Here is a 25839-nt window from a genome sequence, read left to right on the forward strand (position 1 = left end):
CCAACCCCCAACCCACAAGGAACAGTTGTGCCTCAAAGTACCCCCACAGACCTCAAAAACAGCACGGCGCCATCCTCCGCCGTCGACCCGTCCCTCAGCGCCGAGGGCTACAAAAAGACGCTGGGCCGACGCCACGTCACCATGATCGCCATGGGCGGCGCCATCGGCGTCGGCCTCTTCATGGGCGCCGGCGGACGCCTCGCCTCCACCGGCCCGGCCCTGATCTTCTCCTACGCCATCGCTGGCGTCATTGCCTACCTGCTCATGCGGGCCCTGGGCGAACTCATCATGTACCGCCAGACCTCCGGCTCCCTGGTGAGCTATTCGGGGGAGATGTTCGGCAAAAAGGGCGCCTACCTGTCCGGTTGGATGTACTTCATCAACTGGGGCATGACGGGCATCGCGGAGCTCATCGCCATCGGTCTGTACTTCCAGTTCTTCTTCCCCAACGTCCCCGTGGAAGCCTCGGCCATCGCGGCCCTGGCTCTGCTGGTGGCGGTCAACCTGCTGAGCGTTAAGGCGTTTGGCGAATTCGAGTTCTGGGCGTCCTGCCTCAAGGTCGGCGCCATCGTCATCTTCCTGGCCGTGGGCACCTTCATGGTGGTCACCAATGCCCAGGTGGGCACCGGGCATGCCTCGGTGGCCAACCTCTTCGCAGCCGACGGCGGCATGTTCCCCAAGGGTGCGCTGGTGATGGTCCTGGTCCTTAACGCCGTGATCTTCGCCTACAACGGCATCGAGCTGGTCGGAGTCACTGCCGGCGAGATGCAAAAGCCGGAGCGCGAAGTGCCCAAGGCGATCCGAGCCGTCGTCCTGCGCATCGTGGTGTTCTATGTCGGTTCCGTGCTGCTGCTGGCCATGCTGCTGCCGTCCGACCAGTACAAGGCCGGCACGTCGCCGTTCGTGACCGTTTTCGGCCAGATGGGCCTGGGCTGGGTGGGCGATGTGATGAACATGATCGTCATCACCGCCGCGCTGTCCTCGTGCAACTCCGGCCTGTACTCCATTGGCCGGGTCTTCCGCACCATGGCCAACAACGGCCACGCCCCGCAGTGGCTTACCAAAATGTCCAAGCGGCACGTCCCGTATGCCGCCATCCTGGCCATCGCGGCGTTCTACCTGGTGGGCATCCTGCTGAATATCTGGCTGGGCGGTTCGCACGCCTTCGACCTGGCGCTCAACAGCGCCTCGATCGGCGTGATCTTCTGCTGGGGTGCCATCTTCGCCAGCCAGATCGTGCTGCGCCGCCGCAAGGGCATCACCTCCACCCTGCCGATGCCCGGCTCGCCGTGGACCAGCTGGGCCGGACTGCTGGGCCTGCTCGCCATCACCATCCTCATCGGCTTCGACACCATGACGGACAAGGCCACCGGCGAGGTGTTCTACCTGGGCCTCTGGACCCTGGGCACGATCCCGTTCTTCGCCGTGCTCCTGTGGCTCGGCTGGCAGAAGGTCAAGAACAACGAGCCTAAGAGCGAGCTCTTCAGCTAACGCTTTCCGGACAATGTTCGACGGCGGGCCGCCCCTTCAGTGGGTGGCCCGCCGTCGGCGTTTCCACGGAGTGCCGGACAGGTCCAGCCCCTCTGCTGCTGCTTAGTCCTTCAGGTACCTGGCGAAGTGGTCCTCGATGCGCTGCCAGGCCTCCGGGGCTGACTCGGGGTCCGGCCCCACGCCCATGACCCGCATCAGCGGCCTGAGGAGAACCGGCCCGATTTCTTCGTCGTTGAGGAAGGCGTGCCCGGCCCCGGGAAACTCCTTCACGCTGTGCTCGATGCCCAACTGGTCCAGCGCAGTTTCGAGGCGCGCCGCGGCCCCCTTCAGGGACCTGTCCGCGCCGCCGTAGTTGGCCACGATGGGGCAGGAACCGCGCAGTGCGTCTTCCAGTTCCTGCTGCTGCTTGCCCGGGAGCCGGCCGTAGTTGACGGACGCGGCGTCGAATCCGTCACGCGCCACCAGCAGGGCGAACCCGCCGCCCATGCAGAAGCCGATCACCCCGGTTTTGCCGTTGCACAGTTCAGACTCCGCGAGCCAGGTACGGGCCGTGGCGATGTCGGTGAAGGGACGCCCCGTACGGGCCGCCATGGCGCGCATGGTTCTCACCAGGCAACGCCGCGGACCGCCGTCGCTGTACAGGTCCACCGCCAGGGTGAGGTACCCGGCCCGGGCCAGCCGGTCCGCGTGCCGCCGGGTCTGGTCGTCCAGGCCGAACGCTTCATGGATCATCACGACGCCGGGAAACGGCCCCTGTCCAACAGGCACGGCGAGGTAGCCGTGCAGGGAGGGGGAGCCGCCGGCAGCCGCGCCCGCAGCGCTGAGGTCTACGTTCATCATGGGCCAAGGCTAGCCCCCTGGAGTCCGGCCGGGCAGACTGGGGCTTGTGAGCGAACAGTGGGTGCTGCATGTGGACCTGGACCAGTTCATCGCCGCCGTCGAGGTACTGCGCCGTCCCGAGCTTGCGGGCAGGCCGGTAATCGTCGGCGGCCGGGGCGACCCCACGGAGCGGGCAGTGGTGTCCACTGCGTCCTACGAAGCACGGGCCTACGGCGTGGGGTCCGGAATGCCGCTGCGCATCGCCGCGCGGAAAGTGCCCGATGCGGTCATCCTGCCGGTGGACCACGAAGCCTACCTGGAAGCATCCGAAAAGGTGATGAGGGTCCTGCGTGCCCAGCCGGGAACCACCGTCCAGGTGCTCGGCTGGGACGAGGCATTCGTCGGGCTTGAGACGGCCGATCCCGAAGCCTTTGCCCGCCGGCTGCAGGAGGCAGTCCTGGCGGAAACCCAGCTGCACTGCAGCGTCGGCATCGGGGACACCCTGGTCCGTGCCAAGGTCGCGACGACGTTCGGCAAGCCCGCGGGCGTTTTCCGCCTCACGCAAGGGAATTGGCTTGAGATCATGGGTGAGCGGCCCACCATCGACCTCTGGGGTGTGGGAAAGGCGGTGTCCCGCCGGCTCGCCACCCTGGGGATCACGACCGTTGCCGAACTGGCAGCGGCGAACCCCGATGACCTGGTTCCCGAATTCGGTCCAAAAATGGGGCCCTGGTACGCGCAACTGGGACGGGGCGACGGTTCCCGGACCGTCGATGACACCCCGTGGGTGGCGCGCGGGCACAGTCGCGAAACCACTTTCCAGCGGGACCTGACCGACGGGGTGCAGATTGAGGACGCCGTCCGGGAGCTGGCTGCGCACGTCCTGGAGGATGTTGCCGCCGAAGGCAGGCCGGTGGTCGGCCTGACGTTGAAGGTCCGCTACGTTCCCTTCACCACCAGGACTTACGCGCGGAAGATCCCCGAGACCTCCGATCCCGAAGTGGTGCTGGCAGAGGTGCTTGGCCTGGTCTCAAAGATCGAACCCGGCAACGCTGTCCGGCTGTTGGGTGTCCGGGCCGAGATGTCCATGCCCGAAGATTCCCGGAAGGGGCATACCCCAACCCGCAGCGGCTGGTGAACCCCATCGATTGCTGAGTAACTGCCGTTTTGAGGCCCCAAAACGGCATCTACTCAGCAATCGATGGTGGGTGGACAGCGAAACGGCGGCAGATCCATTGGATCCGCCGCCGTTTTGGGCTGTTGCAGCACGCCGTTCGCTGCGGCTGCAGCAGCAAGGACTAATTGCGCTTGAACTCGTCCTTCACGCTTTCGCCCACCTTCTTGGCGTCTGCCTTGACCTGGTCGGCCTGGCCTTCTGCCTTCAGGTGGTCGTTGTCGGTCGCGTTGCCTGCAGCTTCCTTGGCCTTGCCGCCAAGGTCCTCTGCCGCGTTACTGATCTTGTCTCCGAGGCCCATGGTTCCGGCCTCCTTTCGTTTCCGTCGATCAACCGTGCCCTTTCACCATAAACAAAGCTTGCTTACTATTTCAAGTACCCTGTTGCAGTTGCGGCCTGCTGGCTGCACCGGCGTTAGGCTCGGCCTATGGATAAAGGACGTGGCACGGCGGCGGCCAAGGTGGCCCCGCCCCGGCTTTCCGCCGTGGAACTGCAGGATCTCGAAGAAGTGCAGGATCCGGTATTCCGCCGCGGGGACCGGTACGAAAACCTGCGGTTCAACCGCGCCGCCCTGGATGGCCTTGACCTGGGTGAGGCCGTATTTGCCGAGTGCCGGTTCGATGCTGCCTCTTTCAACGACGCGCAGCTCCGCGGCACCTCGTTCCGCGACTGCATCCTGGCGGAGGCGTACGCGCCGGTCTTCCAGGGTGCCCACAGTACCTGGCGGGACGTGGAGCTTCGCAACCCGCGCCTGGGCTCGGCCGAATTGTATGAAAGCGGCTGGCAGTCCGTGCGGATCGAAGGCGGCAAGCTGGACTACCTCAACCTCCGCGGCGCCAAGCTGGCGGACGTGCTCATCAGTGGGTGCATCATCAACGAGCTGGACCTGGGCGGTGCCGGCGCCACCCGCGTGCGGCTGGAAGACTGCACCCTTGGATCACTTGACCTGACGGGCTCCTGGCGCCGCTGATCGCTGCGCATCTTGGGGTGAGGGTCCTGTAATCGGATGCGCGGCCGGGGCTGCCCGTGTACCATTTACAGAACGAACGGTCGGTAAGTGGGAAATTTCGCTGCGCCGGCCGCCGATGACAGTGCTGTTTATCGCGTGAAGGGTGTTTCCATGGCTGCAACCGCAGGTCCGCAGGCTTTCCTTGTTGGTGGGGTCCGAACGCCCGTAGGCAGGTATGGGGGCGCCTTGTCCTCCGTCCGGCCGGATGATCTTGCGGCCCTTGTGGTCCGGGAAGCGGTGGAACGCGCCGGCCTGGATCCTGAGAGCATCGACGAAGTCATCCTGGGCAACGCGAACGGCGCGGGAGAGGAAAACCGGAACGTGGCCCGCATGGCCACCCTGCTGGCCGGGCTGCCCCTGCATATTCCGGGAATCACGGTCAACCGGCTCTGCGCTTCCGGCCTCAGTGCCATCATCCAGGCCAGCCACATGATCAAGGCCGGAGCCGCTGACATCGTCATCGCCGGCGGCGTGGAGTCCATGAGCCGCGCCCCTTGGGTCCAGGAGAAGCCTACTGCTGCGTTCGCCAAGCCGGGCCAGATCTTCGACACCTCCATCGGCTGGCGGTTCACCAATCCCCACTTCCTGCACGGCGGCCTGTCCCGGGACGGCAAGATGACCTACTCCATGCCGGAAACGGCGGAGGAAGTAGCCCGGGTGGACGGCATCTCCCGTGAGGACGCTGACGCATTCGCCGTCCGGTCCCACCAGCTTGCCCTGGACGCCATCGAGGCCGGCCGGTTCAAGGACGAAATCGTGCCCGTCACGGTCAAGACCCGCAAGTCAGAGACCGTGGTGGACACCGACGAGGGCCCGCGCGCCGGTACCAGCATGGACGTGCTCGCCAAGCTCAAGCCCGTGGCGCACGGCGGTTCCGTGGTGACGGCCGGGAACTCCTCGTCCCTGAATGATGGCGCCTCCGCCATCATCATCGCCTCGGAAGCAGCCATCGAGCGGCTGGGCCTTACCCCCCGTGCCCGCATCATCGACGGCGCCTCAGCCGGCTGCGAGCCCGAGATCATGGGCATCGGCCCGGTCCCCGCCACCCAGAAGGTGCTCAAGCGGAGCGGCCTGAGCGTCGGCGACCTGTCCGCCGTCGAACTCAATGAAGCCTTTGCCACGCAGTCCCTGGCCTGCATCCGCCGGCTTGGGCTGGAACCGGAGATCGTGAACCGCGACGGCGGCGCGATCGCCCTGGGTCACCCGCTGGGTTCCAGCGGGTCACGGATCGCCATCACCCTGCTGGGACGGATGGAACGCGAAGACGCGAAAATCGGCCTGGCCACCATGTGCATTGGCGTAGGCCAGGGCACGGCGATGCTGCTGGAGAAAATCTGATGGCGGCGGAGGTGGACCTGGCAGCAGAAAACTTCTCCGCGCTCCTGGTGGAGGAGCGCGAGGACCGGGTGGTGGTGCTGCTCAACCGTCCCCAGGTGAAGAACGCGATCGACCAGCAGATGGTGGACGAACTCCACACTGTCTGCGCGGCCCTGGAACAGAACCCCAAGGTACTGATCATCGCCGGCGTGGACGGGGTCTTCGCTTCCGGCGCCGATATTGCCCAGCTGCGCGAACGGCGCCGCGAAGATGCACTGGAGGGCATCAACTCCACCATCTTCGTCCGGATCGCCAAGCTGCCCATGCCGGTCATCGCGGCCCTGGACGGCTACTGCCTGGGCGGTGGCGCGGAACTCGCCTACGCCGCGGACTTCCGCATCGGCACCCCCAACGTGCGGATCGGCAACCCGGAAACAGGGCTCGGAATCCTTGCGGCGGCCGGTGCCAGCTGGCGGCTGAGGGAACTCGTCGGCGAGCCGCTGGCCAAGCAGATCCTGCTGGCCGGACTGGTCCTTGGCGCCGAGGAAGCCAAAGCGGCCAACCTCATCACGGAAATCCACGATCCGGCAGAACTCCTGGAGGCTGCCCACAGCCTGGCCAGCAGGATCGGGCGGCAGGACCCGTTGGCCGTCCGCATCACCAAATCCGTATTCCACGCCCCCGCGGAAGCGCACCCGCTGATCGACCAGCTGGCCCAGGGCATCCTCTTCGAGTCGCAGGCCAAATTCGACCGGATGCAGGCGTTCCTGGACCGCAATGCAGCGAAGAAGGCAGCCGCCTCCGCCAACCCCGCCGATGGAAAGTAGACCATGAGTAATTCATCAGTAGCCCCCGGCCTTCCCTCCCTCGTCGGTGTGCTGGGCGGCGGCCGCATGGGCGCGGGCATCGCCCACGCCTTCCTCATCAAGGGCGCCAACGTGCTGGTGGTGGAACGCGACGACGTCTCCGCCGAAGCTGCCCAGGAACGGGTGGAGTCCGCAGCCTTGAAAAGCATTGAACGCGGGGCGGTGGATGCCAACTTCGAAGAACTGGTGACCCGGCTGACCGTCAGCACCGACTACGACGCGTTCAAGGACCGCCAGTTGGTGGTGGAAGCAGTGCCCGAAGACTGGGACCTGAAAGTCACCGCGTTGCGCGGCATCGAGGAACGGCTGGCAGAGGATGCCTTCATGGCGTCCAACACGTCATCGCTGTCCGTCAACGGCCTGGCCCGTGAACTAAAGCGGCCGGAGAACTTCCTGGGCCTGCACTTCTTCAACCCCGTGCCGGCATCCACCCTTATCGAGGTGGTGCTGGGGGAGCGCACGTCTCCCGAACTTGCTGATGCGGCGAAAACCTGGGTGGAGGCACTCGGCAAGACCGCCGTCGTGGTCAATGACGCCCCCGGCTTTGCCTCCTCACGCCTGGGCGTGGCCATCGCACTGGAGGCGATGCGGATGGTTGAGGAAGGAGTGGCCTCCGCTAAGGACATCGACAATGCCATGGTCCTGGGCTACAAACACCCCACCGGCCCGCTCAAAACCACGGATATTGTGGGCCTGGACGTACGCCTGGGAATCGCCGAATACCTCCACTCCACCCTTGGCGAGAGGTTTGCACCCCCGCAGATCCTCAAGGACAAAGTGGCCCGCGGAGAACTCGGACGCAAAACCGGCAAGGGATTCTTCGACTGGCCCAGTTAGGCTGACCGCCTGGCGGAACACGGCCTAGTCGAAGAAGCCCACGATGTAGCCGATGAAGTACAGCAGGCACAGCAGGACTACGACGCCGATGATGCCGATCCACAGGAACTGGGTGCCCTTCCCGGTGCCGCGCTCCTCGTGGCCCTGAGGGCCGGCGGTGGAGGCTTCCCCCGGCGGGGTTTCGCCCGGCGGAACCCCGCCGCCAGGCTCCAGGCCGGTGATCTTGTCGTCCTCGGGATCCGGGTTGGTTCCTGACACAATAACTCCCTCGCTCGACGTCGTGGTGCTTGCCCCAGCGTAACCCCCGCGGCCGGCGGGCCTAGGCTGGTGCAGTGACTTTCCTTGAACCCCTTACCCTGACCGGCCGCCACGTAATCCTGGAGCCGCTCGCTGAGGAACACCACGACGGCCTGCTGGCCGCAGCCAGCGACGGCGAACTCTGGAAGCTCTGGTACACGTCGGTGCCCGCGCCGGACGCCATGGCGGCGGAGATCAGGCGCCGCCTGACCCTGCAGGAACAGGGATCCATGCTGCCTTTCACCACCCGGCTGATTGATCCGGGCACAGGTGGCCCGGGCCGCATCATCGGCATGACCACGTACATGAACATCGACGCCGCCACGCCCCGCGTGGAAATCGGCTCCACGTGGAATGCGGCCTCGGTGCAGGGGACAGGGACCAACCCCGACTCCAAGCTCCTGCTGCTCCGGCATGCCTTCGAGGCGCTGGGCTGCCCCGCCGTGGAGTTCCGCACGCACTGGCTGAACCATCAGTCGCGGGAAGCCATTGCCCGGTTGGGCGCCAAGCAGGACGGTGTGCTCCGCAGCCATTCACGGACCAGCGATGGAACCCTCCGGGACACGGTGGTGTTCTCCATCCTGGAGCACGAATGGCCGGCCGTCCGCGCCGGGCTGGAATACCGGCTGGCCCGCCGCGCCCAGGGTGCGGAGCGCACCCCGGGCGCTGACCGTGCTCAGGGAGCGGAGTAGACGCCCGAACTGCTCAGCGCAGTGAAGTAGGCCTGGTAGCCCGCGGCGTTGGGATGGAAGTTGTCCGGGCTTGCGGGGTTGGCAAGGTCCAAGTTGATCCAGGGATCTGCGGAGTTGACGCCGTGCCCGGCAAACGCGGCCCTGACATCGACGTATTGCGCCCCGGTGGCAGCGGCGGCCGCTGCGATGGAGGCGTCCAGGCCGTCCGCCAGAAGGGTGGCCTGGTTGATGAACAGGGACAGTGGATCCGCGGGGTTCGGGGCCACCGGATTGTAGAGGTACGGGTATCCCGTGACAACGATCCTGGCATTGGGGGCTGCGGCCTTGACACTCTGGATCATCGAGATGACGTCGCGGGTGAGCTGCCCGCTCCCGATCATTGCCGCCGCGGCGGACGTAGCCGCGTCGCAGGCAGGGGCTGCCGCGTGATCAGAAAGAGCAGCACCGCAGGAGGTAATGATCTGGCCGAAGCCCAGGTTGTTGCCTCCCGCCGTAATGGTCACCAGTTCCGTGCTCTTGTTCAGCTGGCGAAGCTGGGTGTTCACCACATCCCAGGTGGTCTTCCCACTGCACGCAGCATTGACCACCAGCTGCACGGTTTTGTCCACGTCTGCCAGCTCGGAATAGGCGTTGTCGCTGCGATAGCAGCTGTCCAGGTAGGGACCGGCCCCTTGTCCGGCGGCATAGGAATCCCCCAGGGCAATGTATTTCTCTTTGTCCACGGCCTGGGCCGGGGCCGCTGCCATGCCGGCGGTGATTGCCAGGGCTGCGAGGGCGGCTGCGAAAGCCGGACGGCGCCGCTGTACTGCTGGACTTGCCATGAATTTCCCCTTTGAACAGTTACCTCTTTGAACAATGACCTCATTGGACACCGCGGGCAGGTACGTAGGTGCCACAGTATTGCCACCCTGCGCGGCGGTCAGCAGGCCTTTGTGCCCTGGTGAAATGTCCGCTGCTGTGCAGTGCGCCGTTCAGGGGCGTGTGGTTAGCTGTGCGGATGAGCAAGAAGGGCACGTCCGTGGACTGGGATGGAGCTGTAAACGCATGGCGCATTTCGGGCGGCATTTACCGGATGGGACGCCGCGAGTGGCTCACCGCAGCGGGGTGGAAAGAGGCGTTCGACGACGGCGTCCGCACCGTCGTCGATCTCCGCAACGCAGTTGAGGCGCGGCGCCGGAGCAATGACCCCGAGGTGCCGGCCGCGGCCTGGGCGGGCATCGACGTGGTGCAGGCACCCACGGAGGAACCGGAGGATCCGCGGTTTACCGCCGTCACCGGTCCCTACCTGAACGACCCCGCGCACTACGCCGAGAATGCGCGCCTTTTCCCGGAAAAACTGGTGGGCGTCTTCCGGGCCATTGCCCTCGCCGCGCCCAAAGGGGATGTGGTGCTGCACTGCGCCGCCGGCCGTGACCGGAGCGGTTTGATCGCGGCCATGGTCCAGGACCTGGCTGGTGACTCGGACGAGGCTATTGCCGAGGGCTACCGGCGGGCGGCCCGCGGGATCAACGAGCGCTACCGCACCCATGGTCCGCCGCACGGCCGGGAGCGGTACCTGACCGGGCCGGAGCTTGAGCCCCTGCTGGAACGGCGCGGGCTCGCGGTGGTGTCATTTGTCCGTGACCTCGGAACCCGTGGCTATCTCCTGGCGCACGGGTTGCGGGAAGCGGAGCTGGATTCCGTTTCCGCCTTGGCATGCCGAAAGATACCCTTGTGACTTAAGTTACTGATGTGGCTGTTGATATTTGATGTCGGCGGCCGCGGTCGCAGGGCGCCTGCACGCAGGCGCGGATGAGTGGAACGGCGAACCCCCATGAAGAGAATCTCCGCGACAGGAGCCATAGCCGCCGTAGTGCTGTCGTCCGGGTTGGCTGCCGGCCCCGCAGTGGCTGTTCCGGCGCCGGCCACAACTAGCAGCCCCATGGTGGCTCCTGCGCCCCAGGGCTCCGGCGCCGCCGGCACGGCTACGGGCAACGAGGCGGTTTCCGGCGCCCCGACTGCTCCTGTCAACGCGGGTGGACCCTCCGAGGCAGGCCTTGCTGAAGCGCTTCGCCGGGATCTTGGCATCAGCGTGGCCGAATTCAATGCTGCCGGTGAACTCGGCCGGCGGGCCGCCGGCGCCGCGCCCACCCTTCGGGCCTTGCCTGGCTTCGTTGGCATCAGCCTGAAAGCCGGCAACATCAGGGTGGAAGGCGACGGTCCGGAGCTTCAGGCCGCGGTGGATGAACTGAACCGCTCCGGCCCGGCCGCCTTTGTACTGGTTCCCCCGACGGTCACCCTCCCGGCCACGCCGGCTGTCCCCACCGCCTCCCCGGCGGTCAAGGACACACCTCCGCCGACGAACGGGCTGGTCGCAGCCGACCTCGACCAGCTGTACAAGGCCTATGTCCGCGACGTTGGCACCCAGGGCCTCCAGGCGGTTGCCTACACCGACGGTCATTTCGTCATCCGGACCGGGCCCGTCAACATCGCAGAGTCCGGGACCCCGGGCAACCAGCCGGACCCGGTTCCTTCCGCCGGCCAGCCGTCCGGAACCGGCAAAATGACGCCGGCACAGTTCGTCGCGCGGTACGCCAACGTGAAACTGGAGAAGGGTGCTTCCCTCAAGACCGAGGGGGACCTCCTCGGCGGCCAGGGATACTACGTGGACAGCGCCGCCATCTGTTCAGCCGGTTTCAGCGCATTCAGTCCGGCCGGGCTGCCGCTCGTCCTGACCGCCGGACACTGTGCCAGGGATGGATTGGCGCGGCAGGCGTCAGTGGAACCTCCCGGGTGGGCGCCCGCGAGCGGGCCCGGCGCCCTGACGCCTCAGCCGTTGCCTCCGCTGTCACCCCTGGGCAGCTTCGGGTTCAGCCAGTTCGGCGGCCCCGGGAACTCGGCAGCGGCAGACGGATCCGTGGCTGGGACCGACATCGCCGTCATCCAGGACATCGCGCCTTCCGTGAACCCTGAGCCTTCCACCACTACCTGGGGCAATTCCAGGACGCCCGATCCTGTCAGGATCGTGGGAACCATAGCGCCCTTCCAGGGCCAGGACGTCTGCAGGTCCGGACGGACGTCCGGCTGGAAGTGCGGCACGGTCGATGCGGTGGGCATCTGGATGATGCCGGGCCAAAAGAGTGTTCCGCCCAACTACGACAACGACCTCCGGCCGGTCCGTGCCTTCGATTCATCGACGGTCACGTCGGCGGGCGGCGACTCCGGCGGCCCGTGGATCAGCGGCAACTTTGCCGTTGGTACGCACACCGGTGCCGAAAGCCAGAACGGCGTCCAGACGCGGGCCATTGCAGCCACCCTGGAGGATGCCCTTGCCGTGCTGCCCGGCTACCAGCTGGAAGTATTCCTCAACAAGCCTGCCGTCACGGCCCCCGCACCCGGGAAGGCCTACCAGTCGGGCCAGGTGATCAGCGGCCAGGTTCCCGCTGCTCCGGCATCTGCGGTCGCCGGCGGATCCACGGTCCGGGTCACGTTCCAGGCTAAGGAACCGTTCGAGGTCCCCGTGCATAACGACGGGACATGGAGTTTCACGGCTCCGCAGGGTACGGACACGCTGCGCTTCACGGCAGAAACCGTGAACGGGTACAGCCGGTCGGGTGCCAACAGCTTTGAGTTTGCGTCCGCTGCAGCGGCACCGCCCGCCCCGCCGGCAAGCCCGGCACCGACTGAGCCACCGGCAAGCCCCGCACCGACTGAGCCACCGGCAAGCCCCGCACCAGGCAACATTGCCCCGGCCACACCCGCCCCGGCCGCGACCGACCCGATCACCCCGGCCGCGACCGACCCGGCCCCAGCAGACCCGTCGCCTGCCCCGCCGTCGGCGAGTCCCGTCGTCGTACTTCCGCCGGCAACCAGCCCCGCTGCCAGCGCTCCTGCGGGCCTTGCCAACACGGGCGGAAACGGTGATCGCGCCGGCGGCGGCCTGGCCTACACGGGATCAGCCGGGCTCATCCCCGCAACGGCTGCTGCCGCGGGCGTCCTCGCCGTCGGGATTCTGCTGACGGTGCTTGTCCGCCGGCGGAACCGGCGGCCTTCCCGGTAGCCGCTACGGGCCGGCCTACAAGGACCGGCCCGTAGCGATGCCGAGGGAATGGCGCTTCGCGCCTCCCGGTTGCGTTAGCCTCAGTGGCGCCCGCCGCACGTCTCTTTGCCGTCAACCATCTGGACAGCCACGTCCAGCGTGCCGTCCGCCAGGCTTCCCCAGGCGTAGACGATGGTGTTCTTCCCGGCTTCGACGGTGATGTCAGCAGGGCCGATCACGGGGTCGGTGGTCCCTGCCGCTGCCACCGAGGCTGAAACCGTGCCGGCCTTCAGCTTCAGGGTTGCCTCGTCCGGGTTGCTGAGGCCTTCAATTACGGCGGTTCCGCCGGCCAGTACGTCCACCGCGGGCGCTGCGGCGACGTGCCGGACCGTCAGCTTGCCCTTCGTGTCATTGCCGGGGGCCTTGGTGTCGTTGGTGAAGAGGGTCGCCGTGGGGGCTCCGCCGGCGTCAAGGTGCGCCACTGCCGTGTAATTGCGGCCCTCGTCGAGCTGCACATCCACCGGGCCGATCACCGGATTGTCGGCGCTGGTGGCGTCCGAAGCGGTGATGGCGATCTGGTAATCGCCGGCGGCCAGTTCCAGCGGTCCGGCCAGGGTGCCGGGCGTGAAGTCATCAAGGGTGAGCTCGCCGTTCACCCAGACATCCACAGTCAGGCCGGGTACCCCGTGCAGGACGGACAGCAGGGCGGGGTCGTCATCGTGGTGCCAGTTGCCGGCCTGGGCGGGAGCGGCGAAGGCCAGTGAAGCAGCTAGGGAAAGTGCTCCGGCGGCGTAGGTTATTTTGCGCATGTCGAACTCCTTGGGGGATGCCCGGTATCCGGGCTGGTGATGCTGACACGCTTAATACCTCTGGAAGGCCGCCCATGGATGCACAGCCGGGGATTTTTTTCAGTTTTTTCGCTTCATCAGCAGGTTGGTGATGCGCAGCGTGCACAGCCGCTGGCCGGCCTCGTTGGTGATGAGCACCTCGTGCGTGGTCAGCGTCCCGCCCAGGTGGATGGGCGTGGCGGTAATGGTCACCTGGCCCTCGCGTGCGGAACGGTGGTGCGTGGCGGAAACGTCAACGCCCACCGCCGTCTTGCCCATGGTGCTCGCGTGGATGACGGCCGCCCAGGACCCCACCGCCTCGCCCACGGCCAGCGAGGCGCCGCCGTGCAGCAGCCCAAACGACTGCCGGTTGCCCTCCACGGGCATGGTGGCCACCACGCGCTCCACTGACTCCTCCAGGATTTTTACGCCCATCTTCTCGTCCAGCTCCCCGAGGGTGATTTTCCAGAGCTCATGCTGGTTATCGGAAGCATCCTGGGGCGACGGGGCGTTCATGCGTTCTCCTTTGGGTGGCCAATTCGGTCCTGGCCTTCTAGTGTGCAGCACGGCACTTCATGTATGGTGAATATATTACCGAACGGACGGTCAGTAATGGCCGCCCTGTTTGCCTGCCCCCTTGTTGGAAGGACCGTCAACGATGACCACCACAGCCACAGCTCCCCAGGCCACGGTCGACACCGTGGAGACAGTGCCCAGCTTCGTCATGGACGCATGGTGGACGCCCGACGCCGGCTCCTCGGCTTCCGCGGTCCCCGTCCGGGATGCGAGCACGGGGGAGGTCCTGGCCAAGGTGAGTACGGAAGGCCTGGACCTCGCCGCCGTCGTGGAGTACGGCCGCACCACCGGCCAGACTGAACTCGGCAAGCTGACCTTCCACCAGCGCGCCCTCAAGCTCAAGGAGCTGGCGCAGTACCTCAACGCCCGCCGTGAGCACTTCTACAACTTCTCATTCCAGACCGGCGCCACCAAGATCGACTCCATGGTGGACATCGACGGCGGCATCGGCGTCCTCTTCACCTTCGGCTCCAAGGGCCGGCGCGAGCTGCCCAACTCCCAGGTGGTGGTGGACGGCCCCATGGAGGTGCTGTCCAAGGACGGTTCCTTCGCCGGCGAACACATTTACACCCGCATCCCCGGCGTCGCGGTTCAGATCAACGCCTTCAACTTTCCGGTCTGGGGCATGCTGGAGAAGTTTGCCCCCGCCTTCCTGGCCGGCGTCCCCACCATCGTCAAGCCGGCCACCCCCACTGGCTATGTTGCCGCCGCCGTGGTCAAGGCCATCGTTGAGTCCAACATCCTGCCCAAGGGTTCGCTGCAGCTCATCTCCGGTTCCGTCCGCGGGCTCCTGGATGTACTGGATTACCGCGACCTGGTGGCGTTCACCGGGTCCGCCTCCACGGCCAAGTCCCTCAAGTCCCACCCGAACGTGGTCGAGGGCGGCGTCCGGTTCACGTCCGAGACCGACTCCCTGAACGCTGCCATCCTGGGCCCCGACGCCGTGGAGGGGACCCCGGAATTCGACGCCTTCGTCAAGTCCGTGGTCACCGAGATGACCGTCAAGGCCGGCCAGAAATGCACCGCCATTCGCCGGGCCATCGTGCCGCAGGAACTGGTGCCCGCCGTGTCCGCAGCCATCGGCAAGCGCATCGCCGAGCGCATGGTCCTGGGCGACCCCCGCGGCGAAGGCGTCACCATGGGCGCCCTCGCGTCCGTGGAACAGCTGGAGGACGTCCGTGCCGCCGTGCAGTCAATGCTCGACGCCGGCGGTGAGCTGGCGTACGGAACGCTCGATTCGCCGTCGGTCACCTCCGCCGACGGAACCACCGGGGTAGTGGACGGTGGGGCTTTCATGGCACCCGTGGTCCTGAACTGGGACAACCCCGAAGCAGAAGCCATCCACTCGCTTGAGGCGTTCGGGCCGGTATCCTCCGTCATCGGCTACAAGGACCTGGCGGACGCCGTACGCCTCGCCGCCCGCGGTGGCGGCTCACTGGTGGCCTCGGTGTGCACCAACGATCCCGAGGCGGCCCGCGAGCTGGTCACCGGCATCGCGGCCCACCACGGCCGCGTCCTGATGCTGAACCGCGAGGACGCCCGGTCCTCCACCGGCCACGGCTCACCCGTTCCCCACCTGGTCCATGGCGGCCCCGGACGCGCGGGCGGCGGCGAGGAACTGGGCGGCATCCGGTCCGTGCTGCACCACATGCAGCGGACCGCCATCCAGGGCTCCCCGAACATGCTCACCGCGGTCACCGGTGTGTGGCACACCGGGGCCGACCGCAACTTCACCGTGGAGACCGAGGGCGCGCATCCGTTCCGGAAGCACCTGTCCACCCTGCGGATCGGCGACGCCGTCCGTTCCGACCTGCGGCAGGTCACCCTGGAGGACATCAGCGCGTTCGCCCACTCCACCGGCGACACGTTCTACGCCCACACCAATCAGGAGGCAGCGGAAGCCAACCCGTTCTTCCCGGGCATCGTGGCACACGGCTACCTGCTGCTGAGCTGGGCCGCCGGGTTGTTCGTGGAGCCTGCACCGGGCCCTGTCCTTGCCAACTACGGCCTGGAGAACCTTCGCTTCATCACCCCGGTGGCCGCCGGCGACTCCATCCGGGTGACCCTCACCGCCAAGAAGATCACCCCGCGCGAAACCGACGAATACGGTGAGGTGGCCTGGGACGCTGTCCTGACCAACCAGAACGACGAGATCGTGGCCACCTACGACGTCCTCACCCTGGTCGAGAAGTAAACCCCTAACGCCCCATCACTTACCGCCGGTTTTTCCCAAACGCCCCATCACTTCCCTGAGGAAAATGATGGGGCATTTGGGTTTGGTGGGCGGGAAGTGATGGGGCGTTTGGCCGGTTCTTTTTGGGCCTGCCGGGCGTAGGATTCTGCCCGTAGGAGGTGGCCCAATGACCCTGAGAATGAACACAGCCACAACCATCCTGCCGGTTGATGATGCAGCCCGCGCCCGCAGTTTCTACACGGAAAAGCTGGGACTCCCGCACCGTGGCAAAACGGAGGACGGAAGCGAACTGCTCGGCGCCGACGGCGGTCCGCTGCTGCAGCTGATGCCGGTCTCGGATGGCAGGCACTCGTACCATACCGCGCTGAGCTTTGAGGTCGCCGATATCGAGGAAACCGTCCGTGACATGGAGGCACGGGGCGTCATTTTCCAGGACTACGACCTGCCCAACCTCAAGACGGAGAACCATATCTGCACTACCGGCTCGGAAAAGTGCGCGTGGTTCATGGACACCGAGCACAACATTCTGTGCGTCCACGAGAACCTGAGCGGGAAGCTGGAGTACCAGGTCTAGGCCTCCCGGCAAACGCGGCTCCGCCGTTAAACACAGCAGCAGGGGTGCCCGGGTCGGATCGGGGCACCCCTGCTGCTTGTCTCTGTCCGGAGGTCAGCTTTCGGCGCCGCCGTGCAGGCCGTCGTCGCTGCTGTCATCCTCGCGTCCGGTGCCGCGGCCTTCTTCGCTGCGGTCCGAGAGGTCCATGTTGCCGCGGGCCTCGTCCATGGTGGGGCCGCCTGCCGGAACGCTGTAGGTGTCGGGGCGGATGCCGTGCGACTGTTCCTCGATCAGGGCCTGCTCCTCGCTGAAGCGGATCGCGTTGGCCTCGTCGCCGGCGTCGCCGGGAATGTCCTCACGGAGCTTGGACGGGTCTGGGACGATGTATCCTGCGTCCGGTTCTTCCTTGGGGTGGCTCATGTTTCTTCCTTCCTATCGGGTGGTTGTAGTGGCAGGCCGGTCGGTGAGGTCAACCTTGATATCCAGGTTTTGGTCGCCCCGCTTGACCTTGAAGCCTACGGTGTCGCCGGGGTTACGCTTGCGCAGTTCCGCCAGGAGCTTTTCGGGCGTGGTGAGCTCAACGCCCTCCATGGACTGCAGGACGTCCCCGGGGCGGATTCCTGCCTTGCCTGCCGGGCCGTCCGTGTCCGCGGCGAGGACCACCACTCCGGATCCTCCCTGGATGCCCAGCTGGGCGGCGATCTGGGCCGTCAGTTCGCCCGGGGTGAGGCCCAGGTAGGCGTGCTTGGCGGTGCCGTTGGCCAGCAGTTCCTCCGCCACGTCTATTGCGGTGGCGGCCGGGATGGCGAAGCCAAGGGAGACCGCCCCGGCTGACGGCGGGATGTACGCCTCGCTGATGCCGATCACCTCGCCGCGCATGTTGATCACGGCACCGCCGGAGTTGCCGGGGCTGATGGGTGCGTCCGTCTGGATGAGGTCCACCAGGGCGAGGCTGTTGGATGCGGAGCCTGGAATGGAACGGTGCAGCCCGGAAATGATGCCTGCGGTGGCCGTGTTCTCGAATCCGAGCGGGGAACCCAGGACCAGTGCGCCTTCGCCTACCTTGGGCAGGGTGCTTTGGTACGTGGGTTTCGGCAGGCCGGTGCGCTTGGCCTGCACCAGGGCCAGATCCGTCACGGCGTCGCTTGCTTTGACTGTCCCTTCCACGCGCTGCCCGTCGGCAAATCCGACCTCCACGGTGGTTGCGCCCCGGACCACGTGCTCGTTGGTGAGGATCAGTCCGTCGGCGGAGTAGACCACGCCGCTGCCCAGGCCGCCCTGGGTGAAGATGGTGACCACTGATGGGGAGAGGTTTTCCACGAGCTGGGGCAGGTTGCCGGCTGCGGTTCCGGAGTCCGGGCCTGCGCCGGCGGTTGGCGCTGCCGAAGCGGAAGTCCCGGAGGCCGGGGCCGACGGCGATGGCTGGCCTGGGGAGGAGGTGCCAGGGGTTGGGGGAGCAGGCGAGCCGGTGCAGCCGCTAAGTGCCAGGGCTGCGGTCAGGAGTCCGCCCGCGAGTACTGTCCGGGGCCGGCATGAACGCCGTGGATCATTGGCCTGGCTCATTCAGGACCTCCCTGCGGACGATGGCTTTCTACCACCGTAGCCGGGGAGCCCGCCAAATACCAAGCACGCTTATTAGTTGCCCGCGGACGCGTGGATGCGCGCCCTACACGTCCGCATGGAGGCCGTCGAACGCCATGGTGATGACGTCGTCCGCAAGCCGCTGCGGGGAGAGGGAGCCGCCCGGTTTGTACCACTCCACGATCGAGTTGATCATGCCGAACAGGAGACGGGTGACGGTCCGGGGATCGATGTCCTGGCGGAGCGAGCCCTCATCGCGCGCGGCGGAAATCAGTACGGCCACTTTGTGGTCGAAGGTCCGGCGGCGTTCCAGGGCGTCCCGTTCAATTTCCGTGTTGCCCCGCAGTCGCAGCAGCAGGGTGACGAATGGCAGGCGGTCCACCAGCACGGCCACCGTCTGCCGGAGCACGAACTCCAGCCGGGCGTCGGCAGCCCCTGAAGTGGCCTCCGGCTGCTCGAGGATGGCCTCAAGGCCGCCCAGGGCGTGGTCAAGGGCAAGCTTGAGGAGGTCGCCCTTGGACGGCACGTGGTGGTAGATGGCGGACTTGGAGATGCCCAGGTTGTCCGCCAGGATCCCCATGGAGGTGGCGTCGTAGCCATGGCGGTTGAAGACGTCGACGGCGATGCGCAGCACGGACTGCTGGTCGTAGCCGGGGCGGCCGCGCTTTGCTGTTCCGTTGGCTGCGCCGGGGCTGGAAGTTTCGGTGGTGCTGGGCATAGTGGCTAGTTTCTCACGAACGGTCGGTCGGTCCGGGAGCCGGCGCCGGCCGGGCAGCAGCCCGGCCGGCATCGGCTGTGCCCGGCAGCATCTTCCGTTACGCCTTCGGCCGCATGTCGTAGATGCGGCGCAGTTTGCCGTTGGACCGCTCCAGCGAGCCCGGCTCCACCACGTTCACGGTGCACGAAGAACCCACGTGGATCTTGATCTGCTCCTTCAGGGTGCGTGCCGCCGTCGTGCTCTGCTCAACGGTGACCGCGTCCCGCCGTTCGATCCGGACCGTCAACTGGTCCATCCGCTGCCCTTCCGGACGGGTCAGTTCGAGCTGGAAGTGCGGGCTCAGCTCGGGGATGCGGAGGGCGATTTCCTCGATCTGGGACGGGAACAGGTTCACGCCGCGCAGGATGATCATGTCGTCGCTGCGGCCGGTGATGCGGCCCATCCGGCGGTGCGCCGGACGGGCGCTGCCGGGCAGCAGGCGGGTGAGGTCCTTGGTGCGGTAGCGGATGATCGGCAGCGCTTCCTTGGTGAGCGAGGTGAAGACCAGCTCGCCGTGCTCGCCGTCGCGCAGGACGTTCTCCTTGCCCGCCACGGGGTTGAAGGCGTCGATGATTTCGGGGCGGAAGTGGTCCTCCCAGATGTGGCTGCCGTCCTGGGTTTCCACGGACTCGCCGGCGACACCCGGGCCCATGACCTCGGACAGGCCGTAGATGTCGCACGCCTTGATGTTCATCATGACCTCGAGCTCGTGCCGCATCTCCTGGGTCCACGGCTCGGCGCCGAGCACGGCGAACTTCAGGGAGGTGGAGGCGGGGTCGATGCCCATGTGTGCCATGGCGTCGGCGATGGTGAGCAGGTAGGTGGGTGTGGCCAGGATGGCGTCCGGCTTGAAGTCCTGGATCAGCTGGATCTGGCGTTCGGTCTGGCCGCCGGACATGGGGATCACGGTGCAGCCCAGGGCTTCCGCGCCGGCGTGGGCGCCCAGGCCGCCGGTGAACAGGCCATAGCCGTAGGCGTTGTGGACCTTCATGCCGGGGCGGATGCCGGAGGCGCGGAAGCTGCGGGCCACCAGCTTGGCCCAGTCGGCCAGGTCCTGCTTGGTGTAGCCGACGACGGTGGGCCGGCCGGTGGTGCCGGAGCTGGCGTGGATCCGGGCCACTTCATTCTGCGGCACCGCGAACATGCCGAACGGGTATTCCTCCCGCAGGTCGTCCTTGGTGGTGAAGGGGAAGTTGCCCAGGTCCTCGAGTTCACGCAGGTCGTTGGGGTGGATGCCGGCCTCGTCGAACTTGCGCTTGTACAGCGGGACCCGCTCGTAGGCGTAGGCCACGGTGTGTTGCAGCCGGCTGAGCTGGAGGGCTTCGAGCTCGTCGCGGGAGATGGTTTCCTCGCGGTCCAGGCCAGGGTCGATTCCGGCAGCGGTGTCCTGGGTGGAAACGGCAGCGGCGGGGGTTTCGGGGGCATGCAGGGTCATGATTTTCCTACTTCTTGGGGATGGTGCGGCTGCGTCCGCGGAACTCGGCGATGAGCTCGCCCGGGGTGCTGGAACTGGGCTGGCCTTCGGCGGCCGGCGCAGCGGCGTCGGCGGCGAAGATCTGGATGTCGTACAGGCCGCTGCGGCCGGCGCTGGAGCGGCGGTCGGCCACTGCGGTGAGCACCTGGCCCCGGAAGGCGGGCTTGAGGAAGTTGATGTCGACGCCGGAAGCGACGGTGATGGTGCCTTCCTCGCCGGGTGCAGGGTGGATGGGGTTGCACGCGAGAGCGAAGGCGGTGTCGCCGAAGGCGAAGATCATTCCGCCGTGGGCCATGCCGAAGCCGTTGAGCATTTCCTGCCGGAGCGTCATCCGGATGGTGGCGTGGCCGTCGCTGAGGGCGAGGACCTCAATCCCCATCCATTCGGAGGCGTAGTCGTTTTCCAGGATGGGGTGGGTGGCCCCGGAAAGTGTCGTTTCAGCCATGCGTCATTGCCTCCAGCTTTATTTACCGAATGTTCATTAGGTAATCCCATGAGGGGGTCCGGTGTCAAGGGGAGGCGGGATAAGGCGCGACGCCGGGACACACTTTGCGCGGCCGGGGCGCCCCTTCATCGATTGCTGCGTAACTGCCGTTTTCAGCGCTCAAAACGGCAGTTACGGAGCAGTCGACGCTGGGTCAGGCGCCCCGTGCACGGCCTCGAAGTGCAAGGATGGGGATACCGGCACCAGCAAGAACAGCAAAGGGCGGACCATGGCCAAAGGCATCTACGTCAGCGCAACGACCCCCGGCTCGGGCAAGTCCCTTGTGGCCCTTGGCCTGGCGGACACCCTTCACCGGCACGCGGACAGGATCGGCTTCTTCAAACCGGTGGTCCACGGGCCCTCGGCTGCCGATGACCCCATGGTGGCCCTGATGAAGGCCCGGTTCGCCTTGGATGACGAGCGATGCCGCGGCGGCCTGACCTACGACGAGGTCCGCACTCTCCTCGCGGAAGGAAACCGGGCGGAAATTGATGCCCGGTGCGTGGAGATTTTCGCCGACATCGCGCGCCACTGCGACGTGGTGATCGTGGAGGGCACTGACCTGGTGGGCCAGGACTCCGCCGTCGAGTTCGACCTCAACGCCCGGCTGGCGAACAACTTGGCCACGCCCGTTGTGGCCGTGGTGGGCGCCAAGGGGCGGACCGTCCCTGAGACCGCTGCCGCCGTCGAAGTTGCCCGCAAGGAACTGGCCGCCGAACGGTGTGCGCTGCTGGCCATCATGGTGAACAGGGCCAGCGCCAGCGACCTGGACGCCATCGCGGCTGCCCTGAAACCCGGCGCTTCCGGCCGCCCGGTGTACATCCTGCCGGAGCTGGAGGAGATCGCCCGCCCCACCACCGGGGAAGTGGCTGCGGCGCTGGGCGTCCGCCAGATAGCGGGAACGCCGGACATGGAGCGGGACGTCAAGGACATCAAGGTTGCCGCGATGAACGTTGGCAACTTCCTGAACGTGCTGGACGAGGGCGCCCTGGTGATCGTGCCGGGGGACCGGGCGGACGTGATGGTGGCGTGCCTGGCCTCGTCCTTCTCGCCCGAATTTCCGGTGGCGTCGGCGCTTATCCTCACCGGTGGCCTGGCCCCGGACGCCAACATCTACCCGCTCCTGGCACAGGCGCCGTTCCCTGTCTTTGCCGCGGACGAGGACACCTACCAGACGGCCCGCCGGGTGTCAGAGGTGCGCAGCGAAATCTGGTCGGGGCACCGGCGCAAGGTGGCCTCCGCGCTGGGCCTCTGGTCCCGTCGGGTGGACGAGGCCGAGCTGGTGGAGCGGCTGCATTTGCCGCGGGCGGAACGGATGACGCCGCTGCGGTTCCTGCATGACCTGATCGAGCGGGCCCGGGCCCAGCGCCGCCACGTGGTGCTCCCGGAGGGGACGGACGTAAGGATCCTGCGGGCCGCCGAGATCCTGCACCGCCGCGACGTCTGCGACCTGACGCTCCTGGGCCCGGAGTCCGACGTCCGGGAGCTGGCAGCCGCCAACGGCATCGACCTGTCCGGCATCACTGTCATCGACCCCGCCACCTCCGACCTGCGGCTGAAGTTCGCCGAGAAGTACGCGGAGCTGAGGGCGCACAAGGGCGTGGACCTGCCCAAGGCGCTGGAGATTATGCAGGACGTCAGCTACTTCGGCACCATGATGGTCCAGCTGGGCGTGGTGGACGGGATGGTGTCCGGTGCCGCCCACACCACGGCGCACACCATCCGGCCGGCCCTGGAGTTCGTGAAGACGCGCGAGGGCGTGAAGATCGTGTCCTCGGTGTTCCTGATGCTGATGCCGGACCGGGTGCTGGTTTACGGCGACTGCGCCGTCAATCCGGACCCGAACGTGGAGCAGCTGGCCGACATTGCCCTGGCCTCGGCCGAGACGGCCGCCCAATTTGGGGTGGAACCGCGGGTGGCCATGCTGTCCTACTCCACCGGCGGCTCCGGCGCGGGCGAGGCCGTGGACGAGGTGCGGCAGGCCACCGAACTGGTGCGCGAGCGCCGCCCGGACCTCGCCGTGGAAGGCCCCATCCAGTACGACGCCGCCGTGGACGCCTCCATCGCCGCGTCCAAGATGCCGGGTTCCTCCGTGGCCGGCCAGGCCACGGTGTTCATCTTCCCGGACCTGAACACCGGCAACAACACGTACAAGGCCGTGCAGCAGAGCTCCGGGGCCGTGGCGGTGGGGCCGGTCCTGCAGGGGCTGCGGAAACCGGTCAACGACCTCTCCCGCGGCTGCACGGTGGAGGACATCGTGAACACGGTGGCCATCACGGCCATCCAGGCCCAGTCCCCAGCGCAAACACAGGCCCCAGCGCAGGCTCCAGTGCAAATACAGTCCCCAGCGCAGGCGAAAGCCACGGCGGAGGCACCGGCCTCCTAGGAGACCAGGCAGAAAAAGGACGACGCCGGCACCTTGGCGGGTGCCGGCGTCGTCCATTTAGTGGGCTGGGAAGTGGGTCCCTAGGCGGCTGCCTTGACCTTCAGCGGCTCGATCCTGCCGATGACGAACAGGTAGTTGGCCGCGCCGATAAGGGAGATTGCGCCAATCACGGCCAGCGGTGCCACGAAGGATCCGGTCTGGTCCACCAGCACGCCGATCAGGATGGGCGTGAAGATGCCGGCCAGGTTCGAGGCGAAGTTCTGGAGGCCGCCGATCGAGCCCACGTGGCGGGAGCTGGGGGCGACGTCGGCCGGCAGCGACCAGATGCCGGTCGCGGCCACCGTGAGGCTGGAGTAGGCGACGGACAGCAGGGCCAGGGCCATCCAGGCTTCCGGAACCAATGCGGCGAACATGATGACCGAGCCGCCGGCCAGGCCGCCGGCGATGGCTGTCTTGCGGACCTTGCTGACCGGTGAGCCTGCGCGGACGGCGCGGTCGGCCAGGTATCCGCCGAGCCAGCCGAACAGGACCGCGCAGATGCCGGGGATGGCGCCGAAGAAACCGAGCTTGAGGAGGTCGAAGCCGCGTTCCTTGACCAGGTAGCTGGGGAAGAACGTGATGAAGAAGTAGATGGCGCTGTTCAGGCAGAAGAAGCCGAACATCATGCTGAGGATGGTGCGGTACTTGAAGAGCGAACGCCAGGGCAGCTTGGCTGCGCTTTCGTCATCACTGGCCGCGCCGCGGGCGCCGCCTTTCTGGATGTAGCTGATCTCTGCCGCGTTCGCGCCGGTGTGCTCCTCCGGGCTGCGGTAGTACTTCCACCAGACGGCGGCCCAGATGATTCCAAGGATGCCGATGATGATGAAGACCGCATGCCAGGAGGTGAAGGCGACAATCAGGGTGACGATGGGCAGTGCGATGACGGCCCCGACCCGTGACCCGGAGTCCCAGATGCTGGTGGCGAAGGCGCGTTCCCGGACGGGGAACCAGGTGGCCACCACCTTGGCGGCGGTGCTGGGTGCGGGGCTTTCGCCGACGCCCAGGAGGAACCGTGCGGCGAACAGGGACCAGAAGCTGGAGGCTGCCGCCGTCACCATGGTGAAGACGGACCACCACAGTGCGGCCAGGGAGAAGGAGCGGCGGGGGCCCACCTTGTCCACGTACCAGCCGGCGGCGAGCTGGAAGAAGTCGTAGGCCCAGAAGAAGGCAGCGAAGATCAGCCCCTGCTGGGTGGCGCTGAGCTCGAAGTCCTTGCCCATGAAGGGCAGGGCGACGCTGAGGCTGGACCGGTCAAGGTAGTTGATGCTGAGGCCGATGAAGGCAAGCCAGATGATGACCCAGCGCTTGCGGGTCATGAGGCGGGGCTGCCGGGATGGATTGGTAATGGAGGTCTTACTTCCGAGCGTAGTCATGCGGTCTCCTTCGACTTATACATGGCTTCGGGTGCGGGGCGCACGGGCGGGAGGGGGAGACGCGGAAGATCTCAGCGCCAAAATCGTATAGGAATCGGGTTAATCATATAGAAAGTGTGACCGGGATCAAGTGCCCTTCCAAAAAAGCCCATCCATGAAGCCTGTGGCGGGGTGTGGCTTATGATTCCCCCAAGCGACTCCCGGCCGAAAAGGCCATGTCCACGCTCCGCAGCAAGTCCAAACCAGTGCAAGAGGTAACCGCGTGCCCCCACGTCAACCGTCCGAAACCTCCCGCGGCAAGGCCGCCGTGCCCGACGTCTATTCGGCGATGCGTGCCTCAATCCTGGAAGGCGAGATAGCGCCCGGCACCCGGATCAACATTGACGCCGTCGCCCGCAGCCTGGGGGTGTCCCAGACTCCCGTCCGCGAGGTGCTGCAGCGGCTCGAAGGCGACAACCTGGTGGTCTACAACCCCGGCCGGGGATACAGCACCACCCCGCTGCTGGACCTGCCGGAACTGCGCTCGCTGTTTGAATTCCGGCTCCTCGTGGAACCGTGGGCGGCCCGCGCGGCCGCTGTTGACCGCCTCGCCAATCCGGCCGGCGCCCTGGAGAAGGAACTGGGCAGCTTCCGGAGCGCCATGAAGCGGAGCAAGGACCTCCGGCAGGACCTGGTGGCCCATGACACCCGTTTCCACGACACCATCCTTGCCGCCTCCGGAAACCCCGTGGTCCGGCATGCCTTTGCCCAGACCCACTGCCACCTGCACACCTTCCGGCTGTACCCGGCGGATGTGGACGGGGCCATTACGGTGGCTGAGCATACGGCGGTGAGGCAGGCTATCGAGGCGTGTGATCCGGAGGGGGCGGAGGCGGCCATGACGACGCATATCCGCAATTCCTTTGACCGCTTTGCTCAGGCCTTTGAGGTCGAGCTCGCCCCGCTGGAGGACAGCGGACCGCCGCGCACGCACATCATCACCTAGCTCTCGACGAACTGCCCCGGCCCCGGACGGCCGGGGCTGCTGCGTTTGCGGGGCAGGCCGGCGCGGTCGGGGGTTGACGTAGATCACGTG

The 25839-nt window shown here is 66.7% G+C and carries 24 protein-coding genes and 1 pseudogene; 13 read left to right on the forward strand and 12 right to left on the reverse strand.

The features are described 5' to 3' along the window. Positions 1 to 27: 27 nt before the first annotated feature. Positions 28 to 1491, forward strand: a complete 1464-nt coding sequence (locus BACI349Y_RS04590; protein ID WP_159630864.1) for an amino acid permease — start codon at positions 28 to 30, stop codon at positions 1489 to 1491. Between the two features lie 102 nt (positions 1492 to 1593). On the opposite strand, the gene BACI349Y_RS04595 is transcribed toward BACI349Y_RS04590, so the two are convergent. Then, positions 1594 to 2331, reverse strand: coding sequence for a dienelactone hydrolase family protein (locus BACI349Y_RS04595; RefSeq protein ID WP_159630866.1), 738 nt, complete (start codon positions 2329 to 2331; stop codon positions 1594 to 1596). A gap of 46 nt (positions 2332 to 2377) precedes the next feature. On the opposite strand from BACI349Y_RS04595, the gene BACI349Y_RS04600 reads away from it, so the two are divergent. Next, positions 2378 to 3448, forward strand: a complete 1071-nt coding sequence (locus BACI349Y_RS04600) for a DNA polymerase IV (protein ID WP_442858395.1) — start codon at positions 2378 to 2380, stop codon at positions 3446 to 3448. A gap of 160 nt (positions 3449 to 3608) precedes the next feature. Here BACI349Y_RS04600 and BACI349Y_RS04605 read toward each other — a convergent pair whose 3' ends face one another. Beyond that, positions 3609 to 3785, reverse strand: a complete 177-nt coding sequence (locus BACI349Y_RS04605; RefSeq protein WP_159630868.1) for a CsbD family protein — start codon at positions 3783 to 3785, stop codon at positions 3609 to 3611. Between the two features lie 126 nt (positions 3786 to 3911). Here BACI349Y_RS04605 and BACI349Y_RS04610 point away from each other — a divergent pair. The 4 genes and pseudogenes from BACI349Y_RS04610 to BACI349Y_RS04625 all read left to right on the forward strand — a co-directional run. After that, positions 3912 to 4442: pseudogene (locus tag BACI349Y_RS04610) on the forward strand (pentapeptide repeat-containing protein); the annotation flags it as partial. Positions 4443 to 4604: 162 nt separating this feature from the next. Then, positions 4605 to 5831 (forward strand): thiolase family protein, encoded by a 1227-nt coding sequence (locus tag BACI349Y_RS04615; protein WP_159630870.1) that lies wholly within the window; start codon positions 4605 to 4607, stop codon positions 5829 to 5831. Continuing rightward, positions 5831 to 6637: an enoyl-CoA hydratase/isomerase family protein gene (locus BACI349Y_RS04620; protein ID WP_201302389.1), complete on the forward strand. Its 807-nt coding sequence runs from the start codon at positions 5831 to 5833 to the stop codon at positions 6635 to 6637. The genes BACI349Y_RS04615 and BACI349Y_RS04620 overlap by 1 nt, the downstream gene beginning before the upstream one ends. Before the next feature lie 3 nt (positions 6638 to 6640). After that, positions 6641 to 7513, forward strand: coding sequence for a 3-hydroxyacyl-CoA dehydrogenase family protein (locus BACI349Y_RS04625; protein WP_159630872.1), 873 nt, complete (start codon positions 6641 to 6643; stop codon positions 7511 to 7513). Between the two features lie 24 nt (positions 7514 to 7537). On the opposite strand, the gene BACI349Y_RS04630 is transcribed toward BACI349Y_RS04625, so the two are convergent. Next, a complete protein-coding gene (locus tag BACI349Y_RS04630; RefSeq protein ID WP_159630874.1) occupies positions 7538 to 7771 on the reverse strand; it encodes a DUF6480 family protein in 234 nt (77 codons plus the stop codon). Between the two features lie 74 nt (positions 7772 to 7845). Between BACI349Y_RS04630 and BACI349Y_RS04635 the strand changes: the two genes are divergently transcribed. Next, positions 7846 to 8502 (forward strand): GNAT family N-acetyltransferase, encoded by a 657-nt coding sequence (locus tag BACI349Y_RS04635; protein WP_159630876.1) that lies wholly within the window; start codon positions 7846 to 7848, stop codon positions 8500 to 8502. Here BACI349Y_RS04635 and BACI349Y_RS04640 read toward each other — a convergent pair. Further along, positions 8487 to 9323 carry an SGNH/GDSL hydrolase family protein gene (locus BACI349Y_RS04640; RefSeq protein ID WP_159630878.1) on the reverse strand — a complete coding sequence of 279 codons (837 nt, stop codon included), beginning with the start codon at positions 9321 to 9323 and terminating at the stop codon, positions 8487 to 8489. The genes BACI349Y_RS04635 and BACI349Y_RS04640 overlap by 16 nt on opposite strands. A gap of 176 nt (positions 9324 to 9499) precedes the next feature. Between BACI349Y_RS04640 and BACI349Y_RS04645 the strand changes: the two genes are divergently transcribed. Both BACI349Y_RS04645 and BACI349Y_RS04650 read left to right on the forward strand, forming a co-directional pair. Beyond that, positions 9500 to 10219, forward strand: a complete 720-nt coding sequence (locus BACI349Y_RS04645) for a tyrosine-protein phosphatase (protein ID WP_159630880.1) — start codon at positions 9500 to 9502, stop codon at positions 10217 to 10219. A 96-nt stretch (positions 10220 to 10315) separates the two neighbouring features. Next, entirely contained in the window at positions 10316 to 12541 is a 2226-nt protein-coding gene (locus BACI349Y_RS04650; protein WP_159630882.1) for a peptidase, read from the forward strand. 80 nt (positions 12542 to 12621) lie between these two features. On the opposite strand, the gene BACI349Y_RS04655 is transcribed toward BACI349Y_RS04650, so the two are convergent. After that, a complete protein-coding gene (locus tag BACI349Y_RS04655; RefSeq protein ID WP_159630884.1) occupies positions 12622 to 13329 on the reverse strand; it encodes a DUF4397 domain-containing protein in 708 nt (235 codons plus the stop codon). 99 nt (positions 13330 to 13428) lie between these two features. Continuing rightward, the gene (locus BACI349Y_RS04660; RefSeq protein WP_159630886.1) at positions 13429 to 13863 is read right to left on the reverse strand and encodes a PaaI family thioesterase; all 435 of its coding nucleotides are present in this window, start codon (positions 13861 to 13863) and stop codon (positions 13429 to 13431) included. Between the two features lie 142 nt (positions 13864 to 14005). Here BACI349Y_RS04660 and paaZ point away from each other — a divergent pair, with 142 nt between their 5' ends. Then, the gene (gene paaZ / locus BACI349Y_RS04665) at positions 14006 to 16117 is read left to right on the forward strand and encodes a phenylacetic acid degradation bifunctional protein PaaZ (protein WP_159630888.1); all 2112 of its coding nucleotides are present in this window, start codon (positions 14006 to 14008) and stop codon (positions 16115 to 16117) included. Between the two features lie 178 nt (positions 16118 to 16295). Next, positions 16296 to 16691: a VOC family protein gene (locus tag BACI349Y_RS04670; RefSeq protein WP_236560718.1), complete on the forward strand. Its 396-nt coding sequence runs from the start codon at positions 16296 to 16298 to the stop codon at positions 16689 to 16691. Between the two features lie 93 nt (positions 16692 to 16784). On the opposite strand, the gene BACI349Y_RS04675 is transcribed toward BACI349Y_RS04670, so the two are convergent. From BACI349Y_RS04675 to BACI349Y_RS04695, 5 genes are all read right to left on the reverse strand, one after another. After that, positions 16785 to 17090 (reverse strand): hypothetical protein, encoded by a 306-nt coding sequence (locus BACI349Y_RS04675; RefSeq protein WP_159630892.1) that lies wholly within the window; start codon positions 17088 to 17090, stop codon positions 16785 to 16787. Positions 17091 to 17102: 12 nt separating this feature from the next. Next, positions 17103 to 18233 carry a S1C family serine protease gene (locus BACI349Y_RS04680; RefSeq protein ID WP_159630894.1) on the reverse strand — a complete coding sequence of 377 codons (1131 nt, stop codon included), beginning with the start codon at positions 18231 to 18233 and terminating at the stop codon, positions 17103 to 17105. Between the two features lie 103 nt (positions 18234 to 18336). Further along, positions 18337 to 18969 (reverse strand): TetR/AcrR family transcriptional regulator, encoded by a 633-nt coding sequence (locus BACI349Y_RS04685; RefSeq protein ID WP_159630896.1) that lies wholly within the window; start codon positions 18967 to 18969, stop codon positions 18337 to 18339. A gap of 97 nt (positions 18970 to 19066) precedes the next feature. After that, a complete protein-coding gene (gene paaK / locus BACI349Y_RS04690; RefSeq protein WP_201302390.1) occupies positions 19067 to 20443 on the reverse strand; it encodes a phenylacetate--CoA ligase PaaK in 1377 nt (458 codons plus the stop codon). A 7-nt stretch (positions 20444 to 20450) separates the two neighbouring features. Next, complete coding sequence (locus BACI349Y_RS04695) at positions 20451 to 20927, reverse strand: hotdog fold thioesterase (protein ID WP_159630898.1); 477 nt, start codon at positions 20925 to 20927, stop codon at positions 20451 to 20453. Positions 20928 to 21195: 268 nt separating this feature from the next. Between BACI349Y_RS04695 and pta the strand changes: the two genes are divergently transcribed. Continuing rightward, positions 21196 to 23352, forward strand: coding sequence for a phosphate acetyltransferase (gene pta / locus BACI349Y_RS04700; RefSeq protein WP_159630900.1), 2157 nt, complete (start codon positions 21196 to 21198; stop codon positions 23350 to 23352). Between the two features lie 80 nt (positions 23353 to 23432). Here the strand turns inward: pta and BACI349Y_RS04705 are convergent, their stop codons facing one another. Next, entirely contained in the window at positions 23433 to 24764 is a 1332-nt protein-coding gene (locus BACI349Y_RS04705) for an MFS transporter (protein ID WP_159630902.1), read from the reverse strand. 262 nt (positions 24765 to 25026) lie between these two features. Between BACI349Y_RS04705 and BACI349Y_RS04710 the strand changes: the two genes are divergently transcribed. Beyond that, positions 25027 to 25749: a GntR family transcriptional regulator gene (locus tag BACI349Y_RS04710; protein WP_236560719.1), complete on the forward strand. Its 723-nt coding sequence runs from the start codon at positions 25027 to 25029 to the stop codon at positions 25747 to 25749. The last annotated feature ends 90 nt before the right edge of the window (positions 25750 to 25839 follow it).

The sequence above is a fragment of the Arthrobacter sp. 8AJ genome (genome assembly GCF_902506025.1).
GTDB lineage: Bacteria > Actinomycetota > Actinomycetes > Actinomycetales > Micrococcaceae > Arthrobacter.